This is a genomic window from Streptomyces pactum (assembly GCF_002005225.1).
Taxonomy (GTDB): Bacteria; Actinomycetota; Actinomycetes; order Streptomycetales; family Streptomycetaceae; genus Streptomyces; species Streptomyces pactum_A.
This window is the reverse complement of record NZ_CP019724.1, coordinates 167,380-188,668: the sequence shown is the minus strand read 5'-3', so window position 1 is coordinate 188,668 and position 21,289 is coordinate 167,380. Positions and strand designations below refer to the sequence as shown.

Genomic DNA, 21,289 nt, shown 5'->3' with positions numbered 1-21,289 from the left:
CCAGGAAAGTGCCATCTGAACCCGCCGTTCAACCGCTGAAACGCCGCGGTTGAACAAACGGGCCGGCACGGTCGGCAACACGGAAAACTCGTGAACTTGACAGAGCCGAGTACTCAACGGGACCGTCGGCGTACTCGGTTGCCGATACAGCCGAAGGAGGTGAAACAGATGAAGACGCTTCGTCAGTGGAATGCTCTGCGTTCGCAGCGCAAGGGCGGTGTCCGCCCGGCCGGTACGCACTTCAAGTGGGCGGCCTGATCAGGTCGATCTCTGAGTCTGTGGAGGGTCGTACGACCCTCCACAGACTGGCTTTCGGACCTCGGAAATCTCTGACCCTGGCAATCGAGGTGGGACCAGTGCACCGATGGAGTTACGAGCTTTTTGCCGTCGAACGGAAAACCTTGGACGGGCTGGTGGACCGTTTCCTGGCCCACGAGCCATGGCAGAAATCGCGCGATCCGCTGACCGAGGCGGAACGCGCGGAACTGCGTGAGACGATCGCGGGACTCCGGCATCCCAGGGTCGTCGAAGAACTCTGCGCGCTGGCGGCGACCCACCCGCGTGCGGATGTCCGCCTGTCGGTGCTCGAGGGTGTCGAGCCGTTCCTGGCCACCCATCCCGCGGCGCGGGAGTTCCTGGTCTGGCTGCTCGGCGACGACGAGGACTTCATCGTGTTCTCCGCCGCGCGGATCGCCGGCCGGCACCGCGTCGGCGAGGCCTACGAGGAGCTGGTGCACATCACCGGACCGGCCGAGGCCGGCCTGTTGCGCAGCACCAAACCGGTGGGCATCGGCGCCGCCGTCGTGGCCAAGGCGATGGACCGGATACTGGGGGCCGAGGACCGGGCGGCCCGGCTGGGGCTCGAGCGGGAGCACGCCCGCACCGGGCAGTTGCCGCCGGGCACCGCACTGGACGAACACTGGGACTACGACCCGCACCACCTGCCACGCCCCGCCCCCGACGGCATGGTGCTCATCCCGGCGTCGGACTTCGTCGTCGGAATCGGCATGGACGACGTCGTCCATCCGCTGTACGACGTGGACGACGCGGTCCCCAGGCAGACCCGCCACCTGCCCGACTTCCTCATCGACCGCTACCCGGTGACCAACCGGCAGTACGACCAGTGGGCGCAGGGCCCGCTGGCCGCCGAGCACGCGCTCTGCCACCCCGACGAGCCCGAGGGCAAGGACCACCGCCGCGGGATCGCCGGCGACACCCGGTTCGGCCCCGACCACCCCGCGACCGGCGTCGACTGGTTCGACGCCTACGCCTACCTCGCACACCTCGGAAAGCGGCTGCCGACCGAGCTGGAGTGGGAGAAGGCCGCACGCGGCGACAGCGGAGCCCGCTATCCGTGGGGCGACGACTTCGACCCGGACGCCCTGCGCTGGTTCGGCGCGTCCTACGCAGCGGTGCAGAACCTGGAGCAGTGGCGCGACGCCCTGAGCACCTTCGACGAGAAGAGCCCCGAGGTCACCACCGTCCCGGTCGGCTCCCACCCCAAGAACGTCAGCGGCTACGGGGTCGCGGACCTGGTCGGGAACTGCTGGGAATGGACGGACACCAACTTCTTCACCCGCGACCGGATGAAACCGATGATCTCCGGCAGGCCCCGCACCGAATGGGCGACGGCCGAGGAGACCTCGGTGGTCATCCGGGGCGGCGCGTGGACCTCCATGCGGGAGCAGGTCACGACGTACTTCCGCGGCAAGGACCTCTTCACGGACCGGCACAACGAGATCGGATTCCGAGGAGTGATCCGGTGAGCCCGCCGCAGCGCATCCCGCGGTTTCGGTACGACGGCACGGTGACGGCGGACCAACGCGCCTTCTACGAGCAGTACGGATTCGTGATCTACCGCGGCGTGTTCGACGCACAGGACGTGGAGGTCATCCAACGCGATGCCGAACGCCTGGAACGCGACACCCTCGAGGGGAAAGTACCGGCCGAGCACCGCGACCGGGTGATCAAACCGTCGTACGACGAGGACGGCCGGGCGACCCTGCACCGGCTGCCCTATTTCACCCTGCACTGCGCGAACACCCGAGAACTCATCGAGCGACGGCACCTGGACGCGCTCGGCCCCGGCCTGCTGGGACGGCCGACATGGCGGTTCGAGGACGCCATCGACGGAGCCGTGTGGCAGATGAAACGCGGCAGGCGAAGCTCGTACAGCGCGCTGGACTGGCACCTCGACTTCCCGCACGATCTCCCGGTGACCCCGCTGGTGAACGTGGGCATCTACCTGGACTCCGCCACCATCCGCAACGGCTGCCTGGTCCTCGTGCCCGGATCCCACCGGTATCCGCCGCGGCGGCTGGAGGCCGTGGGACTTCCCCTCGAAGCCGAGGCGGGCGACGTCATCTGCCACACCTACAACATCCTCCACCATTCCGGGCCGGTGCTGGACGACACCAGCCGGGCGACGCTGTACGTGTACTACTCCGCGGGCGAGAAGCCCTCGGCGGGCACGGAGTACAGCCACCGGGCGGGCGAGGACTTCGCCAAAATGATCACCGGAGCGGAGGCCGGCACGCGATGACCACCACCGAGCAGTTCTCCCCCGAGCCTTGCCTGCCCGAAGTCCCCGCCGAGGTCCTGCGGATCGCCGCCTCGACCGACGGGACGGCGGCGGAACACGACGCCCTGCTCGGCGGCTACCTGCGCACACTGGAACGGCTCACCGACCCGCGACTGCTCGGGGAATGCCTGGCGGTCGGCCTGCTGCACGACACGCCCCGGATCCGCCGGCTCGCCCTGGCAGCCGCCGTACGGCTCGCCCCGGAACTGGCGGCCGAGGCCGTCGGGTGGGCGCTGGCCGACCCGGACGAGACCGTGCGGGGACCCGCGCTCGCCTCCCTGGCCTCGACATCCGCCCTGCGGTTGGCGGGCGGCCCGTCGGCGCTCCACGCCCTGCTGGCCGTCCTGGGCCGATCCCCCGAACAGATCACCGCGGGCGTCGGCAACTACGTGACGGCGGCGGACGCGCACGCACTCGCCTCGGCCCGGACGCTGCTGGCCGACCCGGACCTGGCCGACACGGTCCTGGCCGAGCTGCCCGTCCCGCTGTCGGCCGACCGGCTGCCCAGCCGGCTCTCCCTGGACGGAATGCGGCACGTCCCGGCCGGACGGCTGCGCCGCGGGACGCGCCCCGGACAGGAACGCTCCTGGGGCGACCCGGCCGAGGCGGCGGTGGACGAGGTCGAGGTGGCGGGGTTCCACCTGGACACCGTGCCGGTCACCAACGACGCGTACGACGCGTTCGTCGCCGACGTCGCCGGCCACGGCCACCTGTGGTGCCATCCGGACGAGCCGCGCGACACCGATCACACCCGCTCCACCGCCGACGATCCCCGCTTCGCCGGCGACCACCCCGTGACCGGGGTCAGTTGGTACGACGCGGCGGCCTACGCCGACTGGTGCGGCAAGCGGCTGCCCACCGAGGACGAATGGGAGCGGGCCGCGCGGGGCGACGACCACCGCCGCCACCCGTGGGGCGCCACCTTCCGGCCCGACCTGGTACGGGGCCTGCACACGGTACTCGCGGGGGACGCTGCCACCGGCCCGGACCGCCAGACGTGGCTGCGCCGGCTCGCGGACCTCCGCATCACCGAACCGTCCGCGCTGACCGGCCCGGTGAACGACCTGCCGGGCAACGAGTCTCCCTTCGGAATCCGGGACATGTGCGGCAACGTGTGGGAGTGGACGTCCACCCGCTTCCTGGACGGCCTCCCGCTCCGGCCGCGCTTCGGCACGATGGACCCGGGCGACCTGTGGGGCGAGTGGTCGGCCGAGGTCAGCGTGCGCGGCGGGGCGTGGAGCTCACCCCCCGCGCTGCTCACCGCGGTGAGCCGGGCGGGAAAGCCCCTGGTGACCAGGAGCCCGGAGATCGGGTTCCGCTGCGCGGTGAGCGAATCCGAGGCGCCACGGTGACCACCGGAACACGGCGAGTGCGGCGGGTGCTGCCCGAGGGCTACAGCCGCTGCCTCGCCAACCCCGACTTCCGCCGGCTCCAGCCCGGCTTCCTGGTCTCCTTCCTGGGCGACGGCATGAGCTTCGTCGCAGTGGCGTGGCTGGCCGTCGAACTGGCCGGCCCGGCCGACCGGGCCCTCGTGGTGGGGCTGGCCGTCGCCGCCTACAGCCTGCCCGCCGCGATCGGCTCCCTGACGCTGGGACGCTGGCTGAGCGGGCGCAACGCCAAAAGCCTGATCCTGCTGAACTCGCTCCTGCGCGCGGCCGTGTTCACCCTGCTGCCGGCGTTGTCCTGGCTGGACCTGCTGGACGTCACGACCTACATCGCCCTGCTCGCCCTCTCCTCGGTCCTGCACGCCTGGGGGATCGCCGGCCGGCAGACCTTCGTCGCCGAGACCCTGCCCGACGAGGACCGGCTGGCCGGCCACTCGCTGGTGGGCAGCCAGGAGCAGTTGTCCTTCATCATCGGACCGCCGCTGGCCGGCCTGGTGGCGGCCGCGCTCGGGCCGGCCGCGGTGCTCGCCGGCGACGCGGCCAGCTACCTGTACCTGGCCGTCGTGGCGGCCCGGGTACGCGGCGACAGCAAGGTCGGCCGCCGTCCAGCGGTCCCGTTGCGGCGCAGCGGCCAGACCCTCGCCCGCCACCCGGAGCTGATGGGCCTGCTCGCGCTCACGTTCGTGTTCTACCTCCTGTACGGGCCGATCGAGGTGGCGCTCCCGGTCTTCGTGGCCGAGGAGATGGGCGCGGACCCCACCGCGCTGGGGTGGATCTGGGGCGCCTTCGGCGTCGGCGCGGTCATCGGGGCCCTGGTCGCGGGAACGCTGCGGCGGCTCCCGCTGTGGCCGACCGCGCTGGCCATCGTGGCCGGCTGGGGACTGGCCATCCTCCCCTTCGCGCAGTTCGGCACCCTCACCGCGGGCATCGTGGGCTTCGGCCTCGGCGGGCTGATCTACGCGCCCTACGGACCTGTGACGATCACCCTGCTGCAACAGAAGGCCCCCCTGGAGGAGTTGGTGAGCCTCAGCGCCTTCCGCAGCGCGATCCTGGTGATCGCGACGCCCCTGGGCGCGGCACTCGGCGGGCCCCTGGTCGGCGCGTTCGGGGCGGCGGGCACGATCCGGCTGTCCGGCCTGACCACCGTCGGCCTCGCCGTCCTGGGCGCACTGCTGATCTGGCTGGTACGGCCGCGCCCGGACCGCGGGAAGCCGCAGCCGGTCTCCGGCAGGCGGCACGCCGATCGGACCTGAGCAGCCCGCGACGGGCCGCCCGGCCCCGCGCGGGCAGCGCACCGGCGCCGGGACCCCGACGCCGTCATGCTCGGCGCCGCGGACCTGCCCGGCGCCAGGGACAAGGAGCGGTGATGAAACTCGGACAGGACGAGATGCGAAGCCGGTTCGAGCGGGAGCGGTCCGTCCGGCTGGCCACGGTCGACGAACGCGGCGGCGCCCATGTGGTGCCCGTCATCTTCGTGGTCGACGGCGACATCCTCTACTCACCGACCGACAGGCCGAAGAACGGCGCGCCGCGGCCCAAGCGGCTGCGCAACCTGGACCACGACCAGCGGGTCACGGTCCTGGCCGACCTCTACGACGACGACTGGCTGAAGGCGTGGTGGGTACGGCTGCGCGGCACCGGCCGGGTGGTCGGCGAGAGCCCGGAGCGCACGCGTGCGCTGGGCCTGCTGGACCGGAAGTACGGGCAGTTCGACGGCCCCCGCTACCTCAGGGACGGCGGACCGGTGCTGGCGGTGGACATCAAGGACTGGCTCGGCTGGGCGTTCAGCGACCGCCCCGCGCAAACGGACCGGCCGCGGCCGTGGCACGAGCGGTTGCGGCGGCGCCCCCGGTGACCGGCCTGTGGCCGGTTCCACCCGTCCTTGACCGGGGTTGGAGACGTCCTTGCCATGCTGCCAGCACTACCCAGCCCGGCACACACGGCAGTCCCCGTCATCCCGGTACGCGACCTGGGCGCGGGTCTGTCTGCCACCTTCCGAAAGGACGAACATGGGATCAGTCGAGGTTCCGGTTCTGATCGTGGGCGGTGGCGGATGCGGTCTGTCCGCCTCCGTCTTCCTGTCCGACCAGGGCGTCGACCACCTGCTGGTGGAACGGCACCCGGACACGTCGAGGGTCCCCAAGGCGCACTACCTCAACCAGCGCACGATGGAGATCTTCCGCCAGCACTCGGTCGCCGACGACGTGCTCGCCGAGGCGGCGCCGCTGGAGAAGTTCGGCAAGGTGCGCTGGCAGACCACGCTCGCCGGCGACGGGCCGCTGGACCGGCGCCTGATCCACGAGATGGACGCCTTCGGCGGCGGTGAACTGCGCGAGACCTACGCGGCGGCCGGGCCCGTCCTGCCCGCCAAACTGCCGCAGATGTGGCTGGAGCCGATCCTGCGCCGGCACGCGCAGGACCGCAATCCCGGACGGATCCTCTTCCACCACGAGGTCACCTCCTTCTCCGACGAGGGCGACCACGTCGTCGCCGAGGTACGCGACCTCGACACCGGAGAGATCACCACGGTCACGTCGCAGTACCTCATCGGGGCGGACGGCGGCCGCACGGTCGGAGCCGCGGTCGGCATCGAGATGCAGGGCCCGCCCGGGCTGGTCAACACCACCACCGCGTACTTCTCCGCCGATCTGTCCCCGTGGTGGGAGGAGGGCACGCTCATCACGCACTTCCTCAGCCCGCAGGACCCCGACCTGTCCAGCAACCTCATCGAGATGGGACCGAGCTGGGGCAAGGAGTGCGAGCAGTGGGGCCTGCACTTCGCCCCCGGCCCGCCCGGACGCTGGGACACCGAGACGGTCGTCCCCAGGATCCGTGAGCTGCTGCGCATCCCGGACCTGGAGGTGACGGTGCACAAGGTGACGGACTGGATCGTGCACGCCCACCTCGCCGACCGCTACCGGGTCGGCCGCGTGCTGATCGCCGGCGACGCCGCCCACCGCCAGCCCCCCGCCGTCGGTCTCGGCCTCAACACCGGCATCCAGGACGCGCACAACCTCGCCTGGAAGCTGGCCGCGGTACTCGGCGGCCGGGCCACCGACAACCTGATCGACACCTACGAGAGCGAACGCCGGCCCGTGGGCCGGGAGAACGTGGACTGGGCGGTGTCCGCCGCCGTCCACCACCAGGCGGTCATCGACGCCGTCGGCGTCGGTCACCACATCCCCGCCGGGCGCCGCGGGCAGCGTCTCGAGGCGTACTTCGACCCCTCACCGCTCGGCGACACCGTGCGGGCGCGCGCCCTGGAGATCTTCCACACCCACCGCGGGGGCTGCCAGTCCCTCGACATGGAGGTCGGCTTCCACTACGAGGACGGTGCGCTGGTCCCGGACGGCAGCCAGGCGCCGGCCCGCGTCCCCATGCGCGACGAGCACCGGCCGACGTCCCGCCCCGGGCACCGGCTGCCGCACGCCTGGATCACCCGCGAGGGCCGGCGCCTGTCCACGCTGGACACCACCGGCAGCACCGACTTCACGCTGATCACGGGCGCGCGGGGGACGCCGTGGCGCGAGGCGGCCGCGCGGGTGGCGCAGAAGTACTCGGTGCGGCTCCACACGGTGTGCATCGGCGCCGGCGGCGAGTACGCCGACGTGGACGGCGGCTGGCAGGCCGTCCGGGAGATCACCGACGCCGGCGCCCTCCTGGTCCGCCCCGACCAGCACGTCGCCTGGCGCAGCACGGGCGGCAGCGAGGACCCCGAGCAGGCCCTGGCGCAGGCGTTCGCCGCGGTCCTGGAGCGCTGAGACCACGACGGCACACGGAAGCGGCCGTGCCCCGAGACTTCGGGCACGGCCGCTTCCGCGTCGGCCGGGCGGCTCAGGCCCCGACCGCGACCGGGCCGGCCGCGTTCTGCTTCACCCAGGTCATGACCTGCTCGGCGGCCTGGCGCGCGGAGGCCATGCACACCCCGACGCCCACACCGTCGTACAGGGCGCCGCACACCGCGAGGCCGGGCTGGGCGGCCACCGTCTCCCGGATGCGCCGCACCCGCTCGAAGTGGCCGACGGTGTACTGCGGCAGGGCGTCCTGCCAGCGGCTGACCCGGGCCGCCACCGGGGCGCCCCGCACGCCGGTGGCCTCGGCCAGCTCGGCCGTCGCCAGCGCCACCAGGCCGGTGTCGTCGCGCTGCAGCAGGCCCTCCTCGCCGAACCGCCCGATCGAGCAGCGGACGATCTCCACCTCGCCGGCCAGGTGCGGCCACTTCACGGTGGTGAACGTGACCTCCTTGACCGCCCTGCCCTCCACCGCGGGCACCCGGTAGCCGGCGTAACCGCGGCCCGGCAGCCCGCCGGGGAACGCCGTGCGGGGGTAGGCGAGCGTGACCACCGCCACGCTCGAGTACGGCACCTGTCCGAACGCCGAGACGGCCGCGGAGGTGCCGGGGACGGTGGCGAGCAGCCTGCCCGCGGGGCCGGCCGGAACGGCGACGACGACGGCGTCGGCGTCGAGGTGCTCCGGGCCGGTGTCCGAGTCCACGGTCACCCGCCAGCCGTCCGCGCGGCGGGTGAGTTCCCGCACGGGGGAGTCGGTGCGCACGGACGCGTCCGGCGCGGCCGCCAGCACCTGGCGCACGAGCACGGGGGGCAGCGAGCCGAACCCGCCGTCCAGGGTCGCCACCCGCACCGGCGGCGGCTTCTGCCCCTGGGCGAGCACGGGCGTCAGCGAGCCCGCCGCGTCCGCGAGCGAGACGTGCGCGCGGGCCGCCTTGGCCAGCGGCGTCAGCGTGGCCTCGAACGACAGGTCCGCGGCGCGGCCGGAGAACACACCGGCGAGGAACGGTTCGACGAGGCGGTCCACGACCTCCTGGCCGAAGCGCCCGCCGACGTAGTCCGCGACCGAGACGTCGCCGTCCCGGTCGAAGGACGGCAGCACGAGGTCCTGCCGGGCCCGGTCGACGCCCTGCGCGGAGACGACGCCGGACCTGGCGAGGTCGTCCATGTCGCAGGGCACGCCCATGAACTGACGGTCCGGCTGCCGCCGGATCTCGCCCCGGGTCCAGATCGCCGACGCGGTCTCGCCCGCCGGCATGATGGTCTCGCCGAGCCCGGCGTCCTGGATCAGCCCGGTGGTCCGGCGCCGGTTGGCGTACAGGGACTCGGCGCCCTCGTCGACCGCGACGCCCGCCACCTCGGAGACCGAGAGTTTCCCCCCGAGCCGGGACGACGCCTCCAGGACCGTCACCCGGACCGGCTCGTTACGGAGCCGGAACGCCGCCGCCAGTCCCGCGATACCACCCCCGATGACGACGACATGGGGCTTTCCACTCACCTGATCCTGTTCGGTGCCAGCCATTCCACCAGATCCTTCGCGGTTAGTGTCGTAGAGGCCGTCCCGGCGCCGGGACGGGTGCCTGGCAGTCTGACCGGAGGGACCGGCCCCCCGGTCGAGAGCGCCTAGAGGGCCCTGCGGGCGGAGCCGAACCAGCGCTCGAGGGCCTGGCCGAGGTCGTCGGTGGTGCCCGGTGAGGTCCAGGCGACGTAGCCGTCGGGGCGGACCAGGACGGCGTCGGGTGCGGTGCCGGGGGTGGTGCCGGGGGTGGTGGTCCAGGTTCCGGTGACGGTGTCGACGCGGCCGGTGTGGTGCCGGGCGGCGCGTGCGGCGGCGCCGTCACAGGTCACCAGCAGGCCGCGTCCGGTGCGCAGGAGTTCGCCGACGCGGGTGCGGGTGCCGTCGGGCAGGGTCAGCGCCCGGTCGGGCGGCATGCGCCGGCCCAGCAGCGGATGGTCGCCCTTGGCCAGGTCGTAGCGGATACCGAGGTTGCTCAGCATGCCGGCCGCGTACTCGGCGGCGTCCCGGTGGGCCAGCAGCTCGCCCACGACCTCACGGACCGGGTCCATGTCCTGGCCGGTGAGCCGCAGCTCGATCGCCGCGCGGGCGTTGCGCGCCAACTGCTCGCCGACCGGGTGGCGTTCGGCGTGATAGGTGTCCAGCAGGCCCTCGGGCGCCCACCCGCCGACCGCCGCCGCCAGCTTCCAGCCCAGGTTCACCGCGTCCTGGACGCCCACGCTCAGCCCCTGCGCCATGGCCGGGGGCTGCACGTGCGCCGCGTCGCCCGCCAGGAACACCCGCCCGCGCCGGTACTCGGCGGCGGCCCGCGAGGCGTCGGTGAAGCAGCTCATCCAGCGGCACCGGCCGTGGTGGAGGGACTCGCCGGTGAGCCGCTGCCAGGCGTCGGCGAGGTCGGAGAAGGACAGCGAGTCGCGGTCGTGCGGCGGCGGCGTACCGGCCTCGTGGACGACGACCCGGGTGACGCCGTCCTCCAGGTCCATCGCCATCACCATGCTGCCGCCCGGCAGGTTCTCGCCGATGCGCCGCTTGCGGGTGTCCACACCGGTGACGTCGGCCGTGAGGAAGCCGCGCCGGCCGTCGGTGCCGGGGAAGCCGATCCCGGCCAGTTTGCGGACGGTGCTGCGTCCGCCGTCGCAGCCCACCAGGTAGGCGGCGCTCTCCCCGGCCGGCCCGTCGGGCCCGTCCACGGCCACCACGACACCGTCGTCGCTCTGCCGCACACCGGTCACCTCCCGGCCGCGCAGGACCGGTACGCCGAGTTCGCCCACCCAGTCCTCCAGCATCCGCTCGGTGCGGAACTGGGAGACCCCCCGGTGCCCGTAGTGGTCCTGCGCCAGCACGCCGAGGTCGATCGGGATCCCGCCGAAGTGGCTGTCGGCGGGCTCGGTGCCGCCGAGACGGCCGAGCAGGCCCCGCTGGTCGAAGCACTCGGCGGTGCGCTTGGTGAAGCTCGCCCCGCGCGACTGGCGCGTCGGGGCGGTCAGCCGCTCGTAGACGACGACGTCCGCGCCGCCGAGCCTGAGTTCGCCCGCCGTCATCAGCCCGACCGGGCCGGCCCCGACGACGATGACATCCCTGGCCATGTGTTCGCTCCTCTTCGATGGGTGGCGCCGGGCGCTCACCGGCCGGCGTACTGCGGGACGCCGCCGCCGAACCAGCGCTCGAGGGCCTGGCCGAGGTCGTCGGTGGTGCCCGGTGAGGTCCAGGCGACGTAGCCGTCGGGGCGGACCAGGACGGCGTCGGGTGCGGTGCCGGGGGTGGTGGTCCAGGTTCCGGTGACGGTGTCGACGCGGCCGGTGTGGTGCCGGGCGGCGCGTGCGGCGGCGCCGTCACGGGTCACCAGCAGGCCGCGTCCGGTGCGCAGGAGTTCGCCGACGCGGGTGCGGGTGCCGTCGGGCAGGGTCAGCGCCCGGTCGGGCGGCATGCGCCGGCCCAGCAGCGGATGGTCGCCCTTGGCCAGGTCGTAGCGGATGCCGAGACCGCTCACGATGCCGGCGACCCGCTCGGCGGCGTCCCGGTGGGCCAGCAGCTCGCCCACGACCTCGCGGACCGGGTCCATGGTCTCGTCACCGAGGTAGAGCTTCGACGCCGCGCGGGCGTCGCGGATCAACTGCTCGCCGACCGGGTGGCGTTCGGCGTGATAGGTGTCCAGCAGACCCTCGGGCGCCCACCCGCCGACCGCCGCCGCCAGCTTCCAGCCGAGGTTCGCCGCGTCCTGCAGCCCGGCGCTCAGTCCCCACGCGGCCAGCGGCGGGATCTCGTGCGCCGCGTCGCCCGCCAGGAACACCCGCCCGCGCCGGTACTGCCCGGCCAGCGCGGCCGAGTTGCCGCACGCCCACAGCCAGTGGCAGTCCGCGTCGTCGATCGACTCGCCGGTCAGCCGCCGCCACGCGTCGGCGACCTCGGCGAACCTCAGCGCGCCCGGCTCCGGACGGGCGGGCAGATCCGGGTCGTGGACGACCACACGGCAGCGGCCCCCGCCCAGCGGAGTGCACACCACCATGCGGCCGCCGGGAAGGCGCTCGCCGATCGGCCGGGGGCGCGGGGCGGCACCGCTGATCTCCGCGGTGTACATGCCCCGGGTGGGCTCCCAGTCCCGCACCGGGATGCCGGCCAGCGCGCGCACGGTACTGCCCGCCCCGTCGCAGCCGGCCACGTACCCGGCCTGCTCCTGGCCGGGCCCGTCGGGACCGGTGAAGGACACCACCACACCCTCGGGCGTCTCCCGCAGACCGCTCACCTCGCAGCCGCGGCGCACCGGCACGCCGAGGTCGGCCAGCCAGCCGCCCAGCGCCCTCTCGGTCGTGGCCTGGGACAGGCCCAGCACGCCGCTGTGGTCCTCGTCGAGCATGCCGAGGTCGAAACGGACCCCGCCGAAGTGCCCCATCGGGCCCCACCGGAACTCGCCCAGCCGGCTCAGCAGCCCGCGCTGCCCCAGCGACTCGGCGGCCCGCCGGTTGAAGCCGAGGGCCCGGGACTGTCCGGCCGGGACGGGCAGCCTGTCGTAGACGGCCACGTCCGCTCCGCCCAGGCGCAGCTCTCCGGCCAGCAGCAGGCCGGCCGGCCCCGCGCCGACCACTATGACGTCAGTCTTCTTCATTTCGTGAGGCCCTTTGCGCTGTGGCAATAGTTGGCCGTTGTGAAGCTACTCAGGGCGGTGTCCGGCCGCAACGATTCCTAATTCAGCGGGCGCCGGCGAGGGCGTTCGGCCGCGCAGCCGGCGCTATTGAACGCGGCGGTGAACGCTTGAACGTGGAGAGTGCACCGCAGCAATATCGTCGGGTGCCTCCGGATTTTGTTTCTTCCCACGGTGCATGCGCGCATTACCGGCCACAGAAAGGAAACTGACGTGACGGTCGAGAAGATCGCCCTCGTCACGGGTGCCAACAAGGGCATCGGTTTCGCCGCCGCGCGGCAACTCGGTGAGCGGGGGATCGCCGTCCTCGTCGGCGCGCGGGACGAGGTGCTCGGCAAGCAGGCCGCCGACGCGCTGGCCGCCGACGGCATCACCGCGGCGCCGCTCCGGCTCGACGTGAGGGACCCGGCCTGCGTGGCCGACGCCGCCCGCGAGATCGAACGGCGCCACGGACGCCTGGACATCCTGGTGAACAACGCCGGCACCGCCGGCTCCTTCACCGGCGCACCGAGCGAGGCGACCGCGGCCGACCTGCGGGAGGTCTACGAGACCAACGTCCTGGGCGTGGTCACCGTGACCCACGCGATGCTGCCGCTGCTGCGCCGCTCACCGGCCGGCCGCGTCGTCAACCTCTCCAGCCACGTGGGGTCGCTGACCCTGAACGCGGACCCCGGCTCCCCGCTCGCGAACGTCAACATGATCGCCTACCAGTCCTCGAAGACCGCGCTGAACGCGGTCACGCTCGCGTACGCGAAAGAGCTGCGGGAGACCCCGGTCAAGGTCAACGCCGCCCTGCCCGGAGTGGTGGCCACGGACATCAACCACCACCGCGGCCGCCGCACGCCCGCCGAAGGGGCCGCGATCGTGGTCCGGCTCGCCCTGCTGGACGACAACGGCCCGTCGGGCACGTGCCTGGCGGACGAGGGACCCGTCCCCTGGTGACGCGCGGCCCCCACGCACGGCTGCCGCCCCGCGGCCGCCGCACCCGACCGCACCGCCGGGCCAGACCCGGCGGGCACGAGACTTGGAGAAGACAGTGGCGCTTGACGCAACGATCCTGGTGCTGGGCGGGACCGGCCGGCAGGGCGGGGCCGTGGCCCGCGAACTGCTGCGGCGCGGGCACACCGTGCGCGCCCTGGTCCGCGACCCGGCCAAGGAACAGGCCAGGCAGCTACGGGAGGCGGGCGCGGTCCTGGTCCGCGGCGACATGGACGACGAGGCGTCGCTGACGGCGGCGATGCGGGACGTCCACGGGGTGTTCAGCGTCCAGACCTTCCGCGGCCCCGGCGGCGTCGAGGCCGAGGAGCGGCAGGGCAGGGCGGTGGCCGACGCCGCGGTACGGGCCGGGGTGCGGCACTTCGTCTACAGCTCGGTCGGCGGCGCGGACCGCGACACCCGGGTCCCGCACTTCGAGAGCAAGCACCGGGTCGAGCAGTACCTGCGGACGCTCGACCTGCCGACGACGGTGCTGCGGCCGGTCATGTTCCACGACATCCTGCTCGACATCGCCCCGCGCCCGGCCGAGGGCGGACTCGTGCTCGCCATGTGGCTGGACCCCCGGACCCCGGTACAGCTCATCGCGACCAGCGACATCGGCGTGTTCGCGGCGGACGCCTTCGAGGACCCGGACGCCTGGCTGGGCCGGGTGGTCGAGATCGCCGGCGACTGCCTGACCGGACCGCAGATGGCCGCGGCGTTCGAGGCGGTCGCCGGCGTCCCGACCCGCTACCGGCGGCTGCCGATCGAGCCGCTGCGCTCGGCCCGCCCCGACCTCGCCAACATGTTCGACTGGTTCGAGCGGGACGGCTACCGCGCCGACCTCGACGGACTCCGCCGCAACCGGCCCGGCCTCGTCTCCCTGGAGACCTGGCTGGCCGGCAACTGGACGGCCCCCGTGGCCGCGGCGGGCCGCTGACAGGCCTCAGGTGAAGACCGGCTTCCCGGTGCGGGTGCGCTTGAGCTCGAAGAACCCGTCGGTCGCCGCCACGGCGAGCACGCCGTCCCACAGCCGCGTCGCCGCTTCACCGCGCGGGGCCGGGGACACCACCGGGCCGAAGAACGCGACGCCCCCCACCGCGACGACGGGCGTGCCCACATCGGTCCCGACCCGGCCCACGGCGTCGTGGTGCGAGGCGCGCACCGCGTCGTCGTAGGCGCCGCAGACGGCCGTGCCGGCGAGCCCGGGATCCAGACCCGCCCCGGCCAGGGCCGCCGCGTAGGTGGCCCGCTCCCTGGGCGCCCCCTCCAGGTGGAACCGGGTACCGAGTTCGGTGTAGAGCGGCCCCAGCGCCCCGGGGCCGTACCTCCGCTCGGCCGCGGCGCACACCCGCACCGGCTCCAGCCGCACGGCCAGGTCCCGGTGCCAGCGCTCGGGCAGGTCGGCGCGCCCCTCGTTGAGCACCGTCAGGCTCATCAGGTGCCAGCGCAGTTCCAGGGGCCGCTGCCGGGCGACCTCCAGGACCCAGCGGGAGGTCAGCCACGCCCAGGGACAGGTCGGGTCGAACCAGAAATCCACCGTGGTCGGGGTGTCGTGCCGCAACGGGGCCTCCTCGAATAGCCGGGCCGCAATAATTTGGCAAGCCGGGCCGGAATTTCACTGGAGCGACGCTGGACACCGCCTGTTCAACCGCTCAAATTCCCCGGTTGAACGCCCTGCAGGCAATTGCGTGAATGCCGAGGTTGCGGTTTTCCAAAGCGCCGACCTATCGTCTGGAATCCGCGAGAAGAGGCGCTCCGAAAGGAAAGGCATGTCCGTGCTGCCCGAGGTTCGTGACCAGTCCGACTCGTACTCACTGCTCCATCTCATCCAGGGCGCGGTGATCACCCAGGCGATCTCCGTCGCGGCCAGGCTCGGCATCGCGGACGTGCTGGCCGACGGCCCGCTGTCCGCCGGGGACATCGCGGCACGGGTCGGCTCCGACCCCGGCGCGACCCACCGCGTCCTGCGCGCGCTCGCCGGCCACAAGGTGTTCGCCGTCCGTGCGGACGGCCGCTACGAGCACACCCCGCTGTCCGACAAGCTCCGCGAGGACGCACCGGACTCGATGCGCGGCTTCGCCCTGCTGATGAACCACCCCACACTGTGGGAGGAATGGGGCCACCTGTCCGCCACCGTGGAGACCGGCGAGGCCAACCTGCCCAAGCTGCGCGGCACCGGCGCGCTGGACTTCTTCCACGCCAACCCCGGCTACGCGCGGGTGTTCTTCCAGGCGTTCGGCGAACTCTCGGCCTCGGAGACCGACCCGATCCTGGCCGCCTACGACTTCTCCCGGTTCGGCACCGTCGTGGACGTCATCGCCGGCCGCGGCAACCTCCTGGCGGGCATCCTCAAGCAGGCGCCGGACGTCAAGGGCGTGCTGTACGACTCCGAGGTCGCCACCGTGGACTCGCCGGCGCTCTTCGAGGCGGCCGGAGTCGCGGACCGGCTCACCATCGCCCACGGCGGCTACCTCGGCCAACTGCCCGCGGGCGCCGACGCCTACGTGTTCAAGCACATCATCCACGACTTCCACGAGGCCGACGCCGTCACGGCCCTGCGCAACGCGCGCGAGGCGATCGCCCCGGGCGGCAGGCTGCTCGTCGTCGAGTACGTGCTCCCGGAGAACAACGAGAAGCACCTCGGCCACACCATCGACCTCTGGCTGATGCTGATGCTCGGTGCCCGGGAGCGCACCCGCGCCGAGTACGCCGAACTGTTCGCCAAGGCCGGCTTCGAACTGACCGGGGTCGTTGCCACCAGCGCGCCGGTCTCGGTCATCGAGGGCATCCCGGTCTGAGGCCGCCCCACGCAACCGACTCATCCACGCATACCGCACAGGAGAAGACCCGATGACTCCACGGATGGACAACCCCTCCCTGGTCGTTCCCGGCGCCCTGCAGCCCCTGCTCGACCTGACCGAGGTCATCGGCAAGGTGGGCGTACCGCAGACCACCCTCGACCTCGTCCGGCTGCGCGTCAGCGAGATCAACGGCCGCGCGTACACCTTCCCGGACGACCCCGGGGAGGCGGCCAAGGCGGACGCCCGCCTGCCGCGGGTGGCCGGCTGGCGCGGCGAGAGCTGCTTCGACGACGCCGAGCGCGCCGCGCTGGAGATGGCCGAGGCCGTCACGCTGATGACCGACCCGCAGGACATGGCGTCGGACGAGATCTGGGAGAAGTCCGCCGAGTACTACACCGCCGAGCAGCTCGGCGCGCTGGTCATGCACATCGGCCTGGTCAACTTCTGGAACCGGGTGAACGTCGCCACCCGCCAGGAAGCCGCGGCCTGGCGCTGAGGAAGGGAGACGGCACTGTGCTGAAGCTCATCAACGCCGGACTGGGCAGGACCGGCACGACCTCACTGAAGGCGGCCCTGGACCGGCTCGGTCTCGGCCCCTGCTTCCACATGTTCGATATCGTCGGCGACACGGCACGGCTGAAGCGGTGGGAGGGGATCGTCTGCGACGGCCACAGCCCCGACTGGGGGGCCGTCTTCGACGGCTACCACTGCGCCGTGGACGGCCCCTGCGCCGTGTACTACCGGCAGATCGGCGAGGCGTTCCCCGACGCCAAGGTGATCCTGACGGTGCGTGACGCCGAGAGCTGGTACCGCAGTACGCACGACACGCTGTACCAGTTCGCCCTGCGCAGCATGGCGCACCCGCCCGAGCCCGGCAGCCCGCAGGCCAGGCTGTTCCGGATCACCAACACCATGATCTGGGACGGCCTGTTCGGCGGCCGGTTCCGCGACAAGGACCACGCCATCGAGGTCTACCACCGGCACAACGAGGAGGTGGTGCGCACCCTGGGCGCGGACAACGTCCTCGTCTACGACGTGCGGCAGGGCTGGGAGCCGCTGTGCGACTTCCTGGGGGCCGACGCCCCGCGGGAGGAGTTCCCGCGGACCAACGACACCGCGTCCATGCGGCAGCGGGTCGCCAGGGCGGCCCAAGCCGCCGCGGCGGCCACCGGCTGAGCCGGCGAGGAGCCTTCGGTGCTGATAACGGAAATGACGGTCCCCGGCGCGTACCGCGTCGAACCCGAGCCGCTGAGCGACCGGCGCGGCCACTTCTTCGAATCCGTGCGGGCCGGCTCCCTGCTGGCCCACAGCGGCTGGGAGTTCACCGTCCGCCAGGTCAACTACTCGGTGTCCCGGCGCAACACCCTGCGCGGTGTCCACGGCACGACCCTCCCGCCCGGCCAGGCGAAGTTCGTCACCTGCGTGCGGGGCGCCGCCCTCGACATCGCCGTCGACCTGCGGGTGGGGTCGCCGACGTTCGGCCACTACGACGTCACCCACCAGAGCCCGCGGACGGGGACGGCCGTGTACCTGCCCGACGGCGTCGGGCACGCCTTTCTCGCCCTCACCGACGACACGTGCATGAGCTACCTGTGCTCGCAGGAGTACGTGCCGGGGACGATGATCGACGTCGACGCCCTCGACCCGGCTCTCGCCCTGCCCTGGGACCTGAAGGAGCCGCCGATCCGCTCGGACAAGGACGCCGCGGCGCCCACCCTCGCCGAGGCGGCGGCCGCGGGCCTGCTGCCCACCTACGACCAGTGCCCCCCGCGTCGGCTCACGGCACGGACCGGACGATAGCCCGTGAGCTGCGGCGGCCCGCGCCCACGGGCGCCGGCCGCCGCCGCTCACTGTCCCGGCGGCCCGCGAGGCCTCGACCCCCGCTCACCGGGGCTCCTCACCGAGGGCGTGCGCGCGGATGCGGGCCATCAGCCCCGCCTGCCGCACCAGGTCGCGGTGGTGCCCCGCCCGCGCCGCCGGATCGCGCACGGCGTCGTGGAACGCGGTGAACACGCCGAGGAACTGGTCCGACGCCGGAGCGACGATCCGCGTCTCACGGTCCTTCTGCTGCAGGCGCAGCACCGGACGGGCGCTGTGCGAGGGCGTGAACGCCCATTCCAGAACCAGCCGCCCCTCGCTTCCCCACAGGTCGTACGTCGACCGGTAGCCGTGGGACAGACCGAAGGAGCAGTGGGCGGTGACGCCGCCGTCGTCGCCCAGCAGCGCCACCCCGGAGACGTCCACGCCGAGGTCCGGGTCGAACTTCAGGCCGGCCCCCAGGACCCGCGCCGACGGCCCGAGGTACTCCTGGGCGGCGCGCACCGGATAGCAGCCGACCTCCCACAGCGCCCCGCCGCCGAGGTCCGCCTGGTACTTGATCCCGCGCGGGTCGGTCGGCGGAATGCCGAACGCGCCGTTGTAGGCCCGCAGTTCCCCGATCGCCCCGTCGGCCACCAGGGACTGCGCCTGCTCGTGCTGGGGGTGCCGGAGGAACGCGAAGTTCTCCATGACGACCAGTGCGCGCTCCTCGGCGAGCGCGACGAGATCCCGGGCACTGTCCTCGGCGGGCACCGCGGGCTTCTCCAGCAGGACGTGCTTGCCCGCCTCCAGCGCCCGCCGCGCCCACGTGGCGTGCTCGCTGTTCGGCAGCGGGATGTAGACCGCGTCGACGCCGGGCAGTTCCAGCAGCCGCTCGTAACCCTCGACGGCCGCGCAGCCGGCGGTGGCCGCGACGTCCTCGGCCTTCTTTCGGGACCGGCTCGCGACCGCCACCAGCCGAAACGGTGACCGGTGGACCGCGGGCAGGGCCCGCCGCACGGCGATGTCGGCGCACCCGATGATGCCGATACCGGCCCTCTGCTCGGATTCGAGAACGGGCGTCAGATCTTCGATTTCCACAGGTCCACCTAAACGACGACAGTAAATGCGCATGCCTGAACCGGTATGCCGCCAGCCTGAGTAAGCAGACCCGCTCCTGTCAACAGGAACGCAATTCAGGTGGCCGCGGGAAAACTTTCGGGCGGGAGCCGGCCACCGATAAAGTGCGGGCACGCCCAATTGGCACGAAGTTACTGAGGAGGCGCCACGGTGAAGGGCATCATCCTGGCCGGCGGCAATGGCACGAGGCTCCATCCGATCACTCTCGGAGTCTCGAAGCAAATGCTCCCGGTCTACGACAAGCCGATGATTTACTACCCGCTGTCGGCCCTGATGCTGGCGGGGGTCACCGAAATAGAGATCATCACCACGCCCGAGGACTCGGAGATGTTCCGGCGACTGCTGGGCGACGGCTCCTGGCTGGGCATCACCCTGACCTACGCGGAGCAGGACAAGCCCCGCGGGCTCGCCGACGCGTTCCTGGTCTGCGCGGACCACATCGGGGACGACTCCGTCGCCCTGGTGCTGGGCGACAACATCTTCCACGGGTACGAGTTCGGGCCCATGATCCAAAGGGCCGCGCAGGACATCGAGGGCTGCGTCCTGTTCGGCTACCCGGTGCGCGACCCGGAGCGCTACGGCGTCGGCACCCTCGACGAGCAGGGCAGGCTCGTCGCCCTCGAGGAGAAGCCCGCCAACCCGCAGACCAACATGGCGATCACCGGGCTGTACCTCTACGACAACCAGGTCGTGGACATCGCCCGGAAACTGCGGCCCTCGGAACGCGGCGAGCTGGAGATCACCGACCTCAACCGCGTCTACCTGGAACGCGGCGAGGCCAGGCTGGTCCCGCTCGGCCGCGGATTCGTCTGGCTGGACACCGGAACCCACGACGCGCTCATGGAGGCCGGGGACTACGTCCAGGTCCTGGAACACCGCCAGGGCGTGCGCATCGCCTGCCTCGAGGAGATCGCCTGGCGCATGGGCTACATCGACCAGGAGTCCTGCTACCGGCTCGGCAGCCGCCTCGCGAACTCCTCCTACGGCCGCTACGTCATGGAAATGGCCCAGGCCGGCTGATCCCGCGCCGCATCCGCGCGGTCCCCGCATCCCCCAACGGAAGAAGTGCGACAGCCATGAAAATACTGTTCACCGTCGGCGGCAGCCAGGCGGCCGTCTTCGGCGTCGCCCCCCTCGCCGCCGCCGCCCGCAACGCCGGCCACGAGATCCTGCTGGCCGCCGACGAACCGCTGATGCGGGCCGCGCAGTCCGTCGGGCTTCCCGCGGTCTGCATCACCCCCGAGCGCATGCGCCACGGCCAGGACGCCACGACGGCCGCCGTCCGGATCGACGCCCTGCTGGACCTGACCCGGCAGTGGAGCCCCGACCTGGTCGTCGGCGGCCTGTCCCACGTCCCCCGGGTGCTCGCCGCCCGGCTCAAGGTCCCCTACGTCCGCCACATCTGGCACATCGCCCCGATGGCACGCCGCGACCGCACGGCGGTGGCGGAACTCCGGCCGCAGCTCGAGCGCCTCGGGCTGACCGAACTGCCGGCGCCCGACCTCTTCATCGACCTGTGCCCGCCGTCCCTGCGCCCGCCCGGCACCCCCGCCGGACGGGCGATGCGCTGGGTCCCCCGGGTGAGCCAGCGCCGGATCGAGCCGTGGATGTACACCCGCCCCGAGGGCCGCCGCCGGGTACTGATCACCGCGGGCACCCGCAACCTGATGCTCGAGACCCCCGGCAGTTCGCTGCGCAGGCTGGTGGACGGGCTGACCGGGGCGGGAGCCGAGGTGCTGATCGCGGCGCTGCCCGAGGCCGCCGAGCGCTACGGCGCGGACCTGGGCGACGTACGCATCGGCTGGATCCCCCTGGACGTCGTCGCCCCTACCTGTGACCTGGCGGTCCACCACGGCGGTGCCACCACGGCCATGACCCTGGTCAACGCGGGCGTGCCCCAGTTGATCCTCCCCGACAACGGCTACGGCAAGGCCGTCGCGGAGGCCGTCAGCGGCTTCGGCGCCGCCGTGACGGTGGACCGGCACCGGCCGCAGGAGGGACAGGACCCGGACGAGGTGATCGTCGCGGCCTGCCGGGAGATCCTCGCCGACCCGCGGTACGCCGAGCGCACCCGCGCCCTCGCCGCCGAGACCGCCGCGCTGCCGACCCCGGACCAGGTGCTGCGCGAGATCGAGGCCCTCGCCGCCCGCTGACCGGCCGCGCC

Annotated in this window: 19 protein-coding genes; 14 read left to right on the top strand and 5 right to left on the bottom strand. The window is 72.7% G+C overall.

Annotated elements, in window-relative coordinates:
• Positions 1 to 401: 401 nt before the first annotated feature.
• The 6 genes from B1H29_RS00665 to B1H29_RS00640 all read left to right on the top strand — a co-directional run bounded on the left by B1H29_RS00665 (position 402) and on the right by B1H29_RS00640 (position 7,727).
• Positions 402 to 1,766 (top strand): formylglycine-generating enzyme family protein, encoded by a 1,365-nt coding sequence (locus tag B1H29_RS00665; RefSeq protein ID WP_055422225.1) that lies wholly within the window; start codon positions 402 to 404, stop codon positions 1,764 to 1,766.
• Positions 1,763 to 2,542 (top strand): phytanoyl-CoA dioxygenase family protein, encoded by a 780-nt coding sequence (locus B1H29_RS00660; protein WP_055422226.1) that lies wholly within the window; start codon positions 1,763 to 1,765, stop codon positions 2,540 to 2,542. Before B1H29_RS00665 ends, B1H29_RS00660 begins: the two co-directional genes overlap by 4 nt.
• Positions 2,539 to 3,933, top strand: coding sequence for a formylglycine-generating enzyme family protein (locus B1H29_RS00655; RefSeq protein WP_055422227.1), 1,395 nt, complete (start codon positions 2,539 to 2,541; stop codon positions 3,931 to 3,933). The genes B1H29_RS00660 and B1H29_RS00655 overlap by 4 nt, the downstream gene beginning before the upstream one ends.
• Positions 3,930 to 5,219, top strand: a complete 1,290-nt coding sequence (locus B1H29_RS00650) for an MFS transporter (RefSeq protein WP_063787571.1) — start codon at positions 3,930 to 3,932, stop codon at positions 5,217 to 5,219. The genes B1H29_RS00655 and B1H29_RS00650 overlap by 4 nt, the downstream gene beginning before the upstream one ends.
• Before the next feature lie 113 nt (positions 5,220 to 5,332).
• Positions 5,333 to 5,821, top strand: coding sequence for a pyridoxamine 5'-phosphate oxidase family protein (locus B1H29_RS00645; protein ID WP_055422229.1), 489 nt, complete (start codon positions 5,333 to 5,335; stop codon positions 5,819 to 5,821).
• Positions 5,822 to 5,975: 154 nt separating this feature from the next.
• Positions 5,976 to 7,727: an FAD-dependent monooxygenase gene (locus tag B1H29_RS00640; protein WP_055422230.1), complete on the top strand. Its 1,752-nt coding sequence runs from the start codon at positions 5,976 to 5,978 to the stop codon at positions 7,725 to 7,727.
• 73 nt (positions 7,728 to 7,800) lie between these two features.
• On the opposite strand, the gene hemG is transcribed toward B1H29_RS00640, so the two are convergent.
• From hemG to B1H29_RS00625, 3 genes are all read right to left on the bottom strand, one after another.
• The gene (gene hemG, locus B1H29_RS00635) at positions 7,801 to 9,276 is read right to left on the bottom strand and encodes a protoporphyrinogen oxidase (protein WP_055422231.1); all 1,476 of its coding nucleotides are present in this window, start codon (positions 9,274 to 9,276) and stop codon (positions 7,801 to 7,803) included.
• Between the two features lie 101 nt (positions 9,277 to 9,377).
• Entirely contained in the window at positions 9,378 to 10,856 is a 1,479-nt protein-coding gene (locus B1H29_RS00630) for an FAD-dependent monooxygenase (RefSeq protein WP_079159919.1), read from the bottom strand.
• A 35-nt stretch (positions 10,857 to 10,891) separates the two neighbouring features.
• The gene (locus B1H29_RS00625) at positions 10,892 to 12,373 is read right to left on the bottom strand and encodes an FAD-dependent monooxygenase (protein WP_055422233.1); all 1,482 of its coding nucleotides are present in this window, start codon (positions 12,371 to 12,373) and stop codon (positions 10,892 to 10,894) included.
• A gap of 249 nt (positions 12,374 to 12,622) precedes the next feature.
• On the opposite strand from B1H29_RS00625, the gene B1H29_RS00620 reads away from it, so the two are divergent.
• Positions 12,623 to 13,351 carry an SDR family oxidoreductase gene (locus tag B1H29_RS00620; RefSeq protein WP_079159918.1) on the top strand — a complete coding sequence of 243 codons (729 nt, stop codon included), beginning with the start codon at positions 12,623 to 12,625 and terminating at the stop codon, positions 13,349 to 13,351.
• A gap of 94 nt (positions 13,352 to 13,445) precedes the next feature.
• The gene (locus B1H29_RS00615; protein ID WP_159027749.1) at positions 13,446 to 14,324 is read left to right on the top strand and encodes an NmrA/HSCARG family protein; all 879 of its coding nucleotides are present in this window, start codon (positions 13,446 to 13,448) and stop codon (positions 14,322 to 14,324) included.
• Between the two features lie 6 nt (positions 14,325 to 14,330).
• Here the strand turns inward: B1H29_RS00615 and B1H29_RS00610 are convergent, their stop codons facing one another.
• Positions 14,331 to 14,948, bottom strand: a complete 618-nt coding sequence (locus B1H29_RS00610) for a hypothetical protein (RefSeq protein WP_055422236.1) — start codon at positions 14,946 to 14,948, stop codon at positions 14,331 to 14,333.
• A gap of 208 nt (positions 14,949 to 15,156) precedes the next feature.
• On the opposite strand from B1H29_RS00610, the gene B1H29_RS00605 reads away from it, so the two are divergent.
• The 4 genes from B1H29_RS00605 to B1H29_RS00590 are packed head-to-tail and all read left to right on the top strand — an operon-like array spanning position 15,157 to position 17,988.
• Positions 15,157 to 16,185, top strand: a complete 1,029-nt coding sequence (locus B1H29_RS00605) for a methyltransferase (RefSeq protein WP_055422237.1) — start codon at positions 15,157 to 15,159, stop codon at positions 16,183 to 16,185.
• Positions 16,186 to 16,237: 52 nt separating this feature from the next.
• Positions 16,238 to 16,684 (top strand): carboxymuconolactone decarboxylase family protein, encoded by a 447-nt coding sequence (locus tag B1H29_RS00600; protein ID WP_055422238.1) that lies wholly within the window; start codon positions 16,238 to 16,240, stop codon positions 16,682 to 16,684.
• 17 nt (positions 16,685 to 16,701) lie between these two features.
• Positions 16,702 to 17,364 carry a sulfotransferase family protein gene (locus tag B1H29_RS00595; protein ID WP_055422239.1) on the top strand — a complete coding sequence of 221 codons (663 nt, stop codon included), beginning with the start codon at positions 16,702 to 16,704 and terminating at the stop codon, positions 17,362 to 17,364.
• An 18-nt stretch (positions 17,365 to 17,382) separates the two neighbouring features.
• Entirely contained in the window at positions 17,383 to 17,988 is a 606-nt protein-coding gene (locus B1H29_RS00590; RefSeq protein ID WP_055422240.1) for a dTDP-4-dehydrorhamnose 3,5-epimerase family protein, read from the top strand.
• 84 nt (positions 17,989 to 18,072) lie between these two features.
• Here B1H29_RS00590 and B1H29_RS00585 read toward each other — a convergent pair whose 3' ends face one another.
• Entirely contained in the window at positions 18,073 to 19,086 is a 1,014-nt protein-coding gene (locus tag B1H29_RS00585; RefSeq protein WP_107095404.1) for a Gfo/Idh/MocA family protein, read from the bottom strand.
• A 189-nt stretch (positions 19,087 to 19,275) separates the two neighbouring features.
• Between B1H29_RS00585 and rfbA the strand changes: the two genes are divergently transcribed.
• Both rfbA and B1H29_RS00575 read left to right on the top strand, forming a co-directional pair.
• Positions 19,276 to 20,145: a glucose-1-phosphate thymidylyltransferase RfbA gene (gene rfbA, locus B1H29_RS00580; protein ID WP_055422241.1), complete on the top strand. Its 870-nt coding sequence runs from the start codon at positions 19,276 to 19,278 to the stop codon at positions 20,143 to 20,145.
• 56 nt (positions 20,146 to 20,201) lie between these two features.
• Positions 20,202 to 21,278 carry a glycosyltransferase gene (locus B1H29_RS00575; protein WP_063787572.1) on the top strand — a complete coding sequence of 359 codons (1,077 nt, stop codon included), beginning with the start codon at positions 20,202 to 20,204 and terminating at the stop codon, positions 21,276 to 21,278.
• Positions 21,279 to 21,289 lie beyond the last annotated feature (11 nt).

Coding starts and splice junctions, on each gene's coding strand:
- B1H29_RS00655 (WP_055422227.1), top strand. CDS start 2,539: ATGACCACCACCGAGCAGTTCTCCCCCGAGCCTTGCCTGCCCGAAGTC.
- B1H29_RS00645 (WP_055422229.1), top strand. CDS start 5,333: ATGAAACTCGGACAGGACGAGATGCGAAGCCGGTTCGAGCGGGAGCGG.
- B1H29_RS00640 (WP_055422230.1), top strand. CDS start 5,976: ATGGGATCAGTCGAGGTTCCGGTTCTGATCGTGGGCGGTGGCGGATGC.
- hemG (WP_055422231.1), bottom strand. CDS start 9,276: ATGGCTGGCACCGAACAGGATCAGGTGAGTGGAAAGCCCCATGTCGTC.
- B1H29_RS00630 (WP_079159919.1), bottom strand. CDS start 10,856: ATGGCCAGGGATGTCATCGTCGTCGGGGCCGGCCCGGTCGGGCTGATG.
- B1H29_RS00625 (WP_055422233.1), bottom strand. CDS start 12,373: ATGAAGAAGACTGACGTCATAGTGGTCGGCGCGGGGCCGGCCGGCCTG.
- B1H29_RS00605 (WP_055422237.1), top strand. CDS start 15,157: ATGTCCGTGCTGCCCGAGGTTCGTGACCAGTCCGACTCGTACTCACTG.
- B1H29_RS00600 (WP_055422238.1), top strand. CDS start 16,238: ATGACTCCACGGATGGACAACCCCTCCCTGGTCGTTCCCGGCGCCCTG.
- B1H29_RS00575 (WP_063787572.1), top strand. CDS start 20,202: ATGAAAATACTGTTCACCGTCGGCGGCAGCCAGGCGGCCGTCTTCGGC.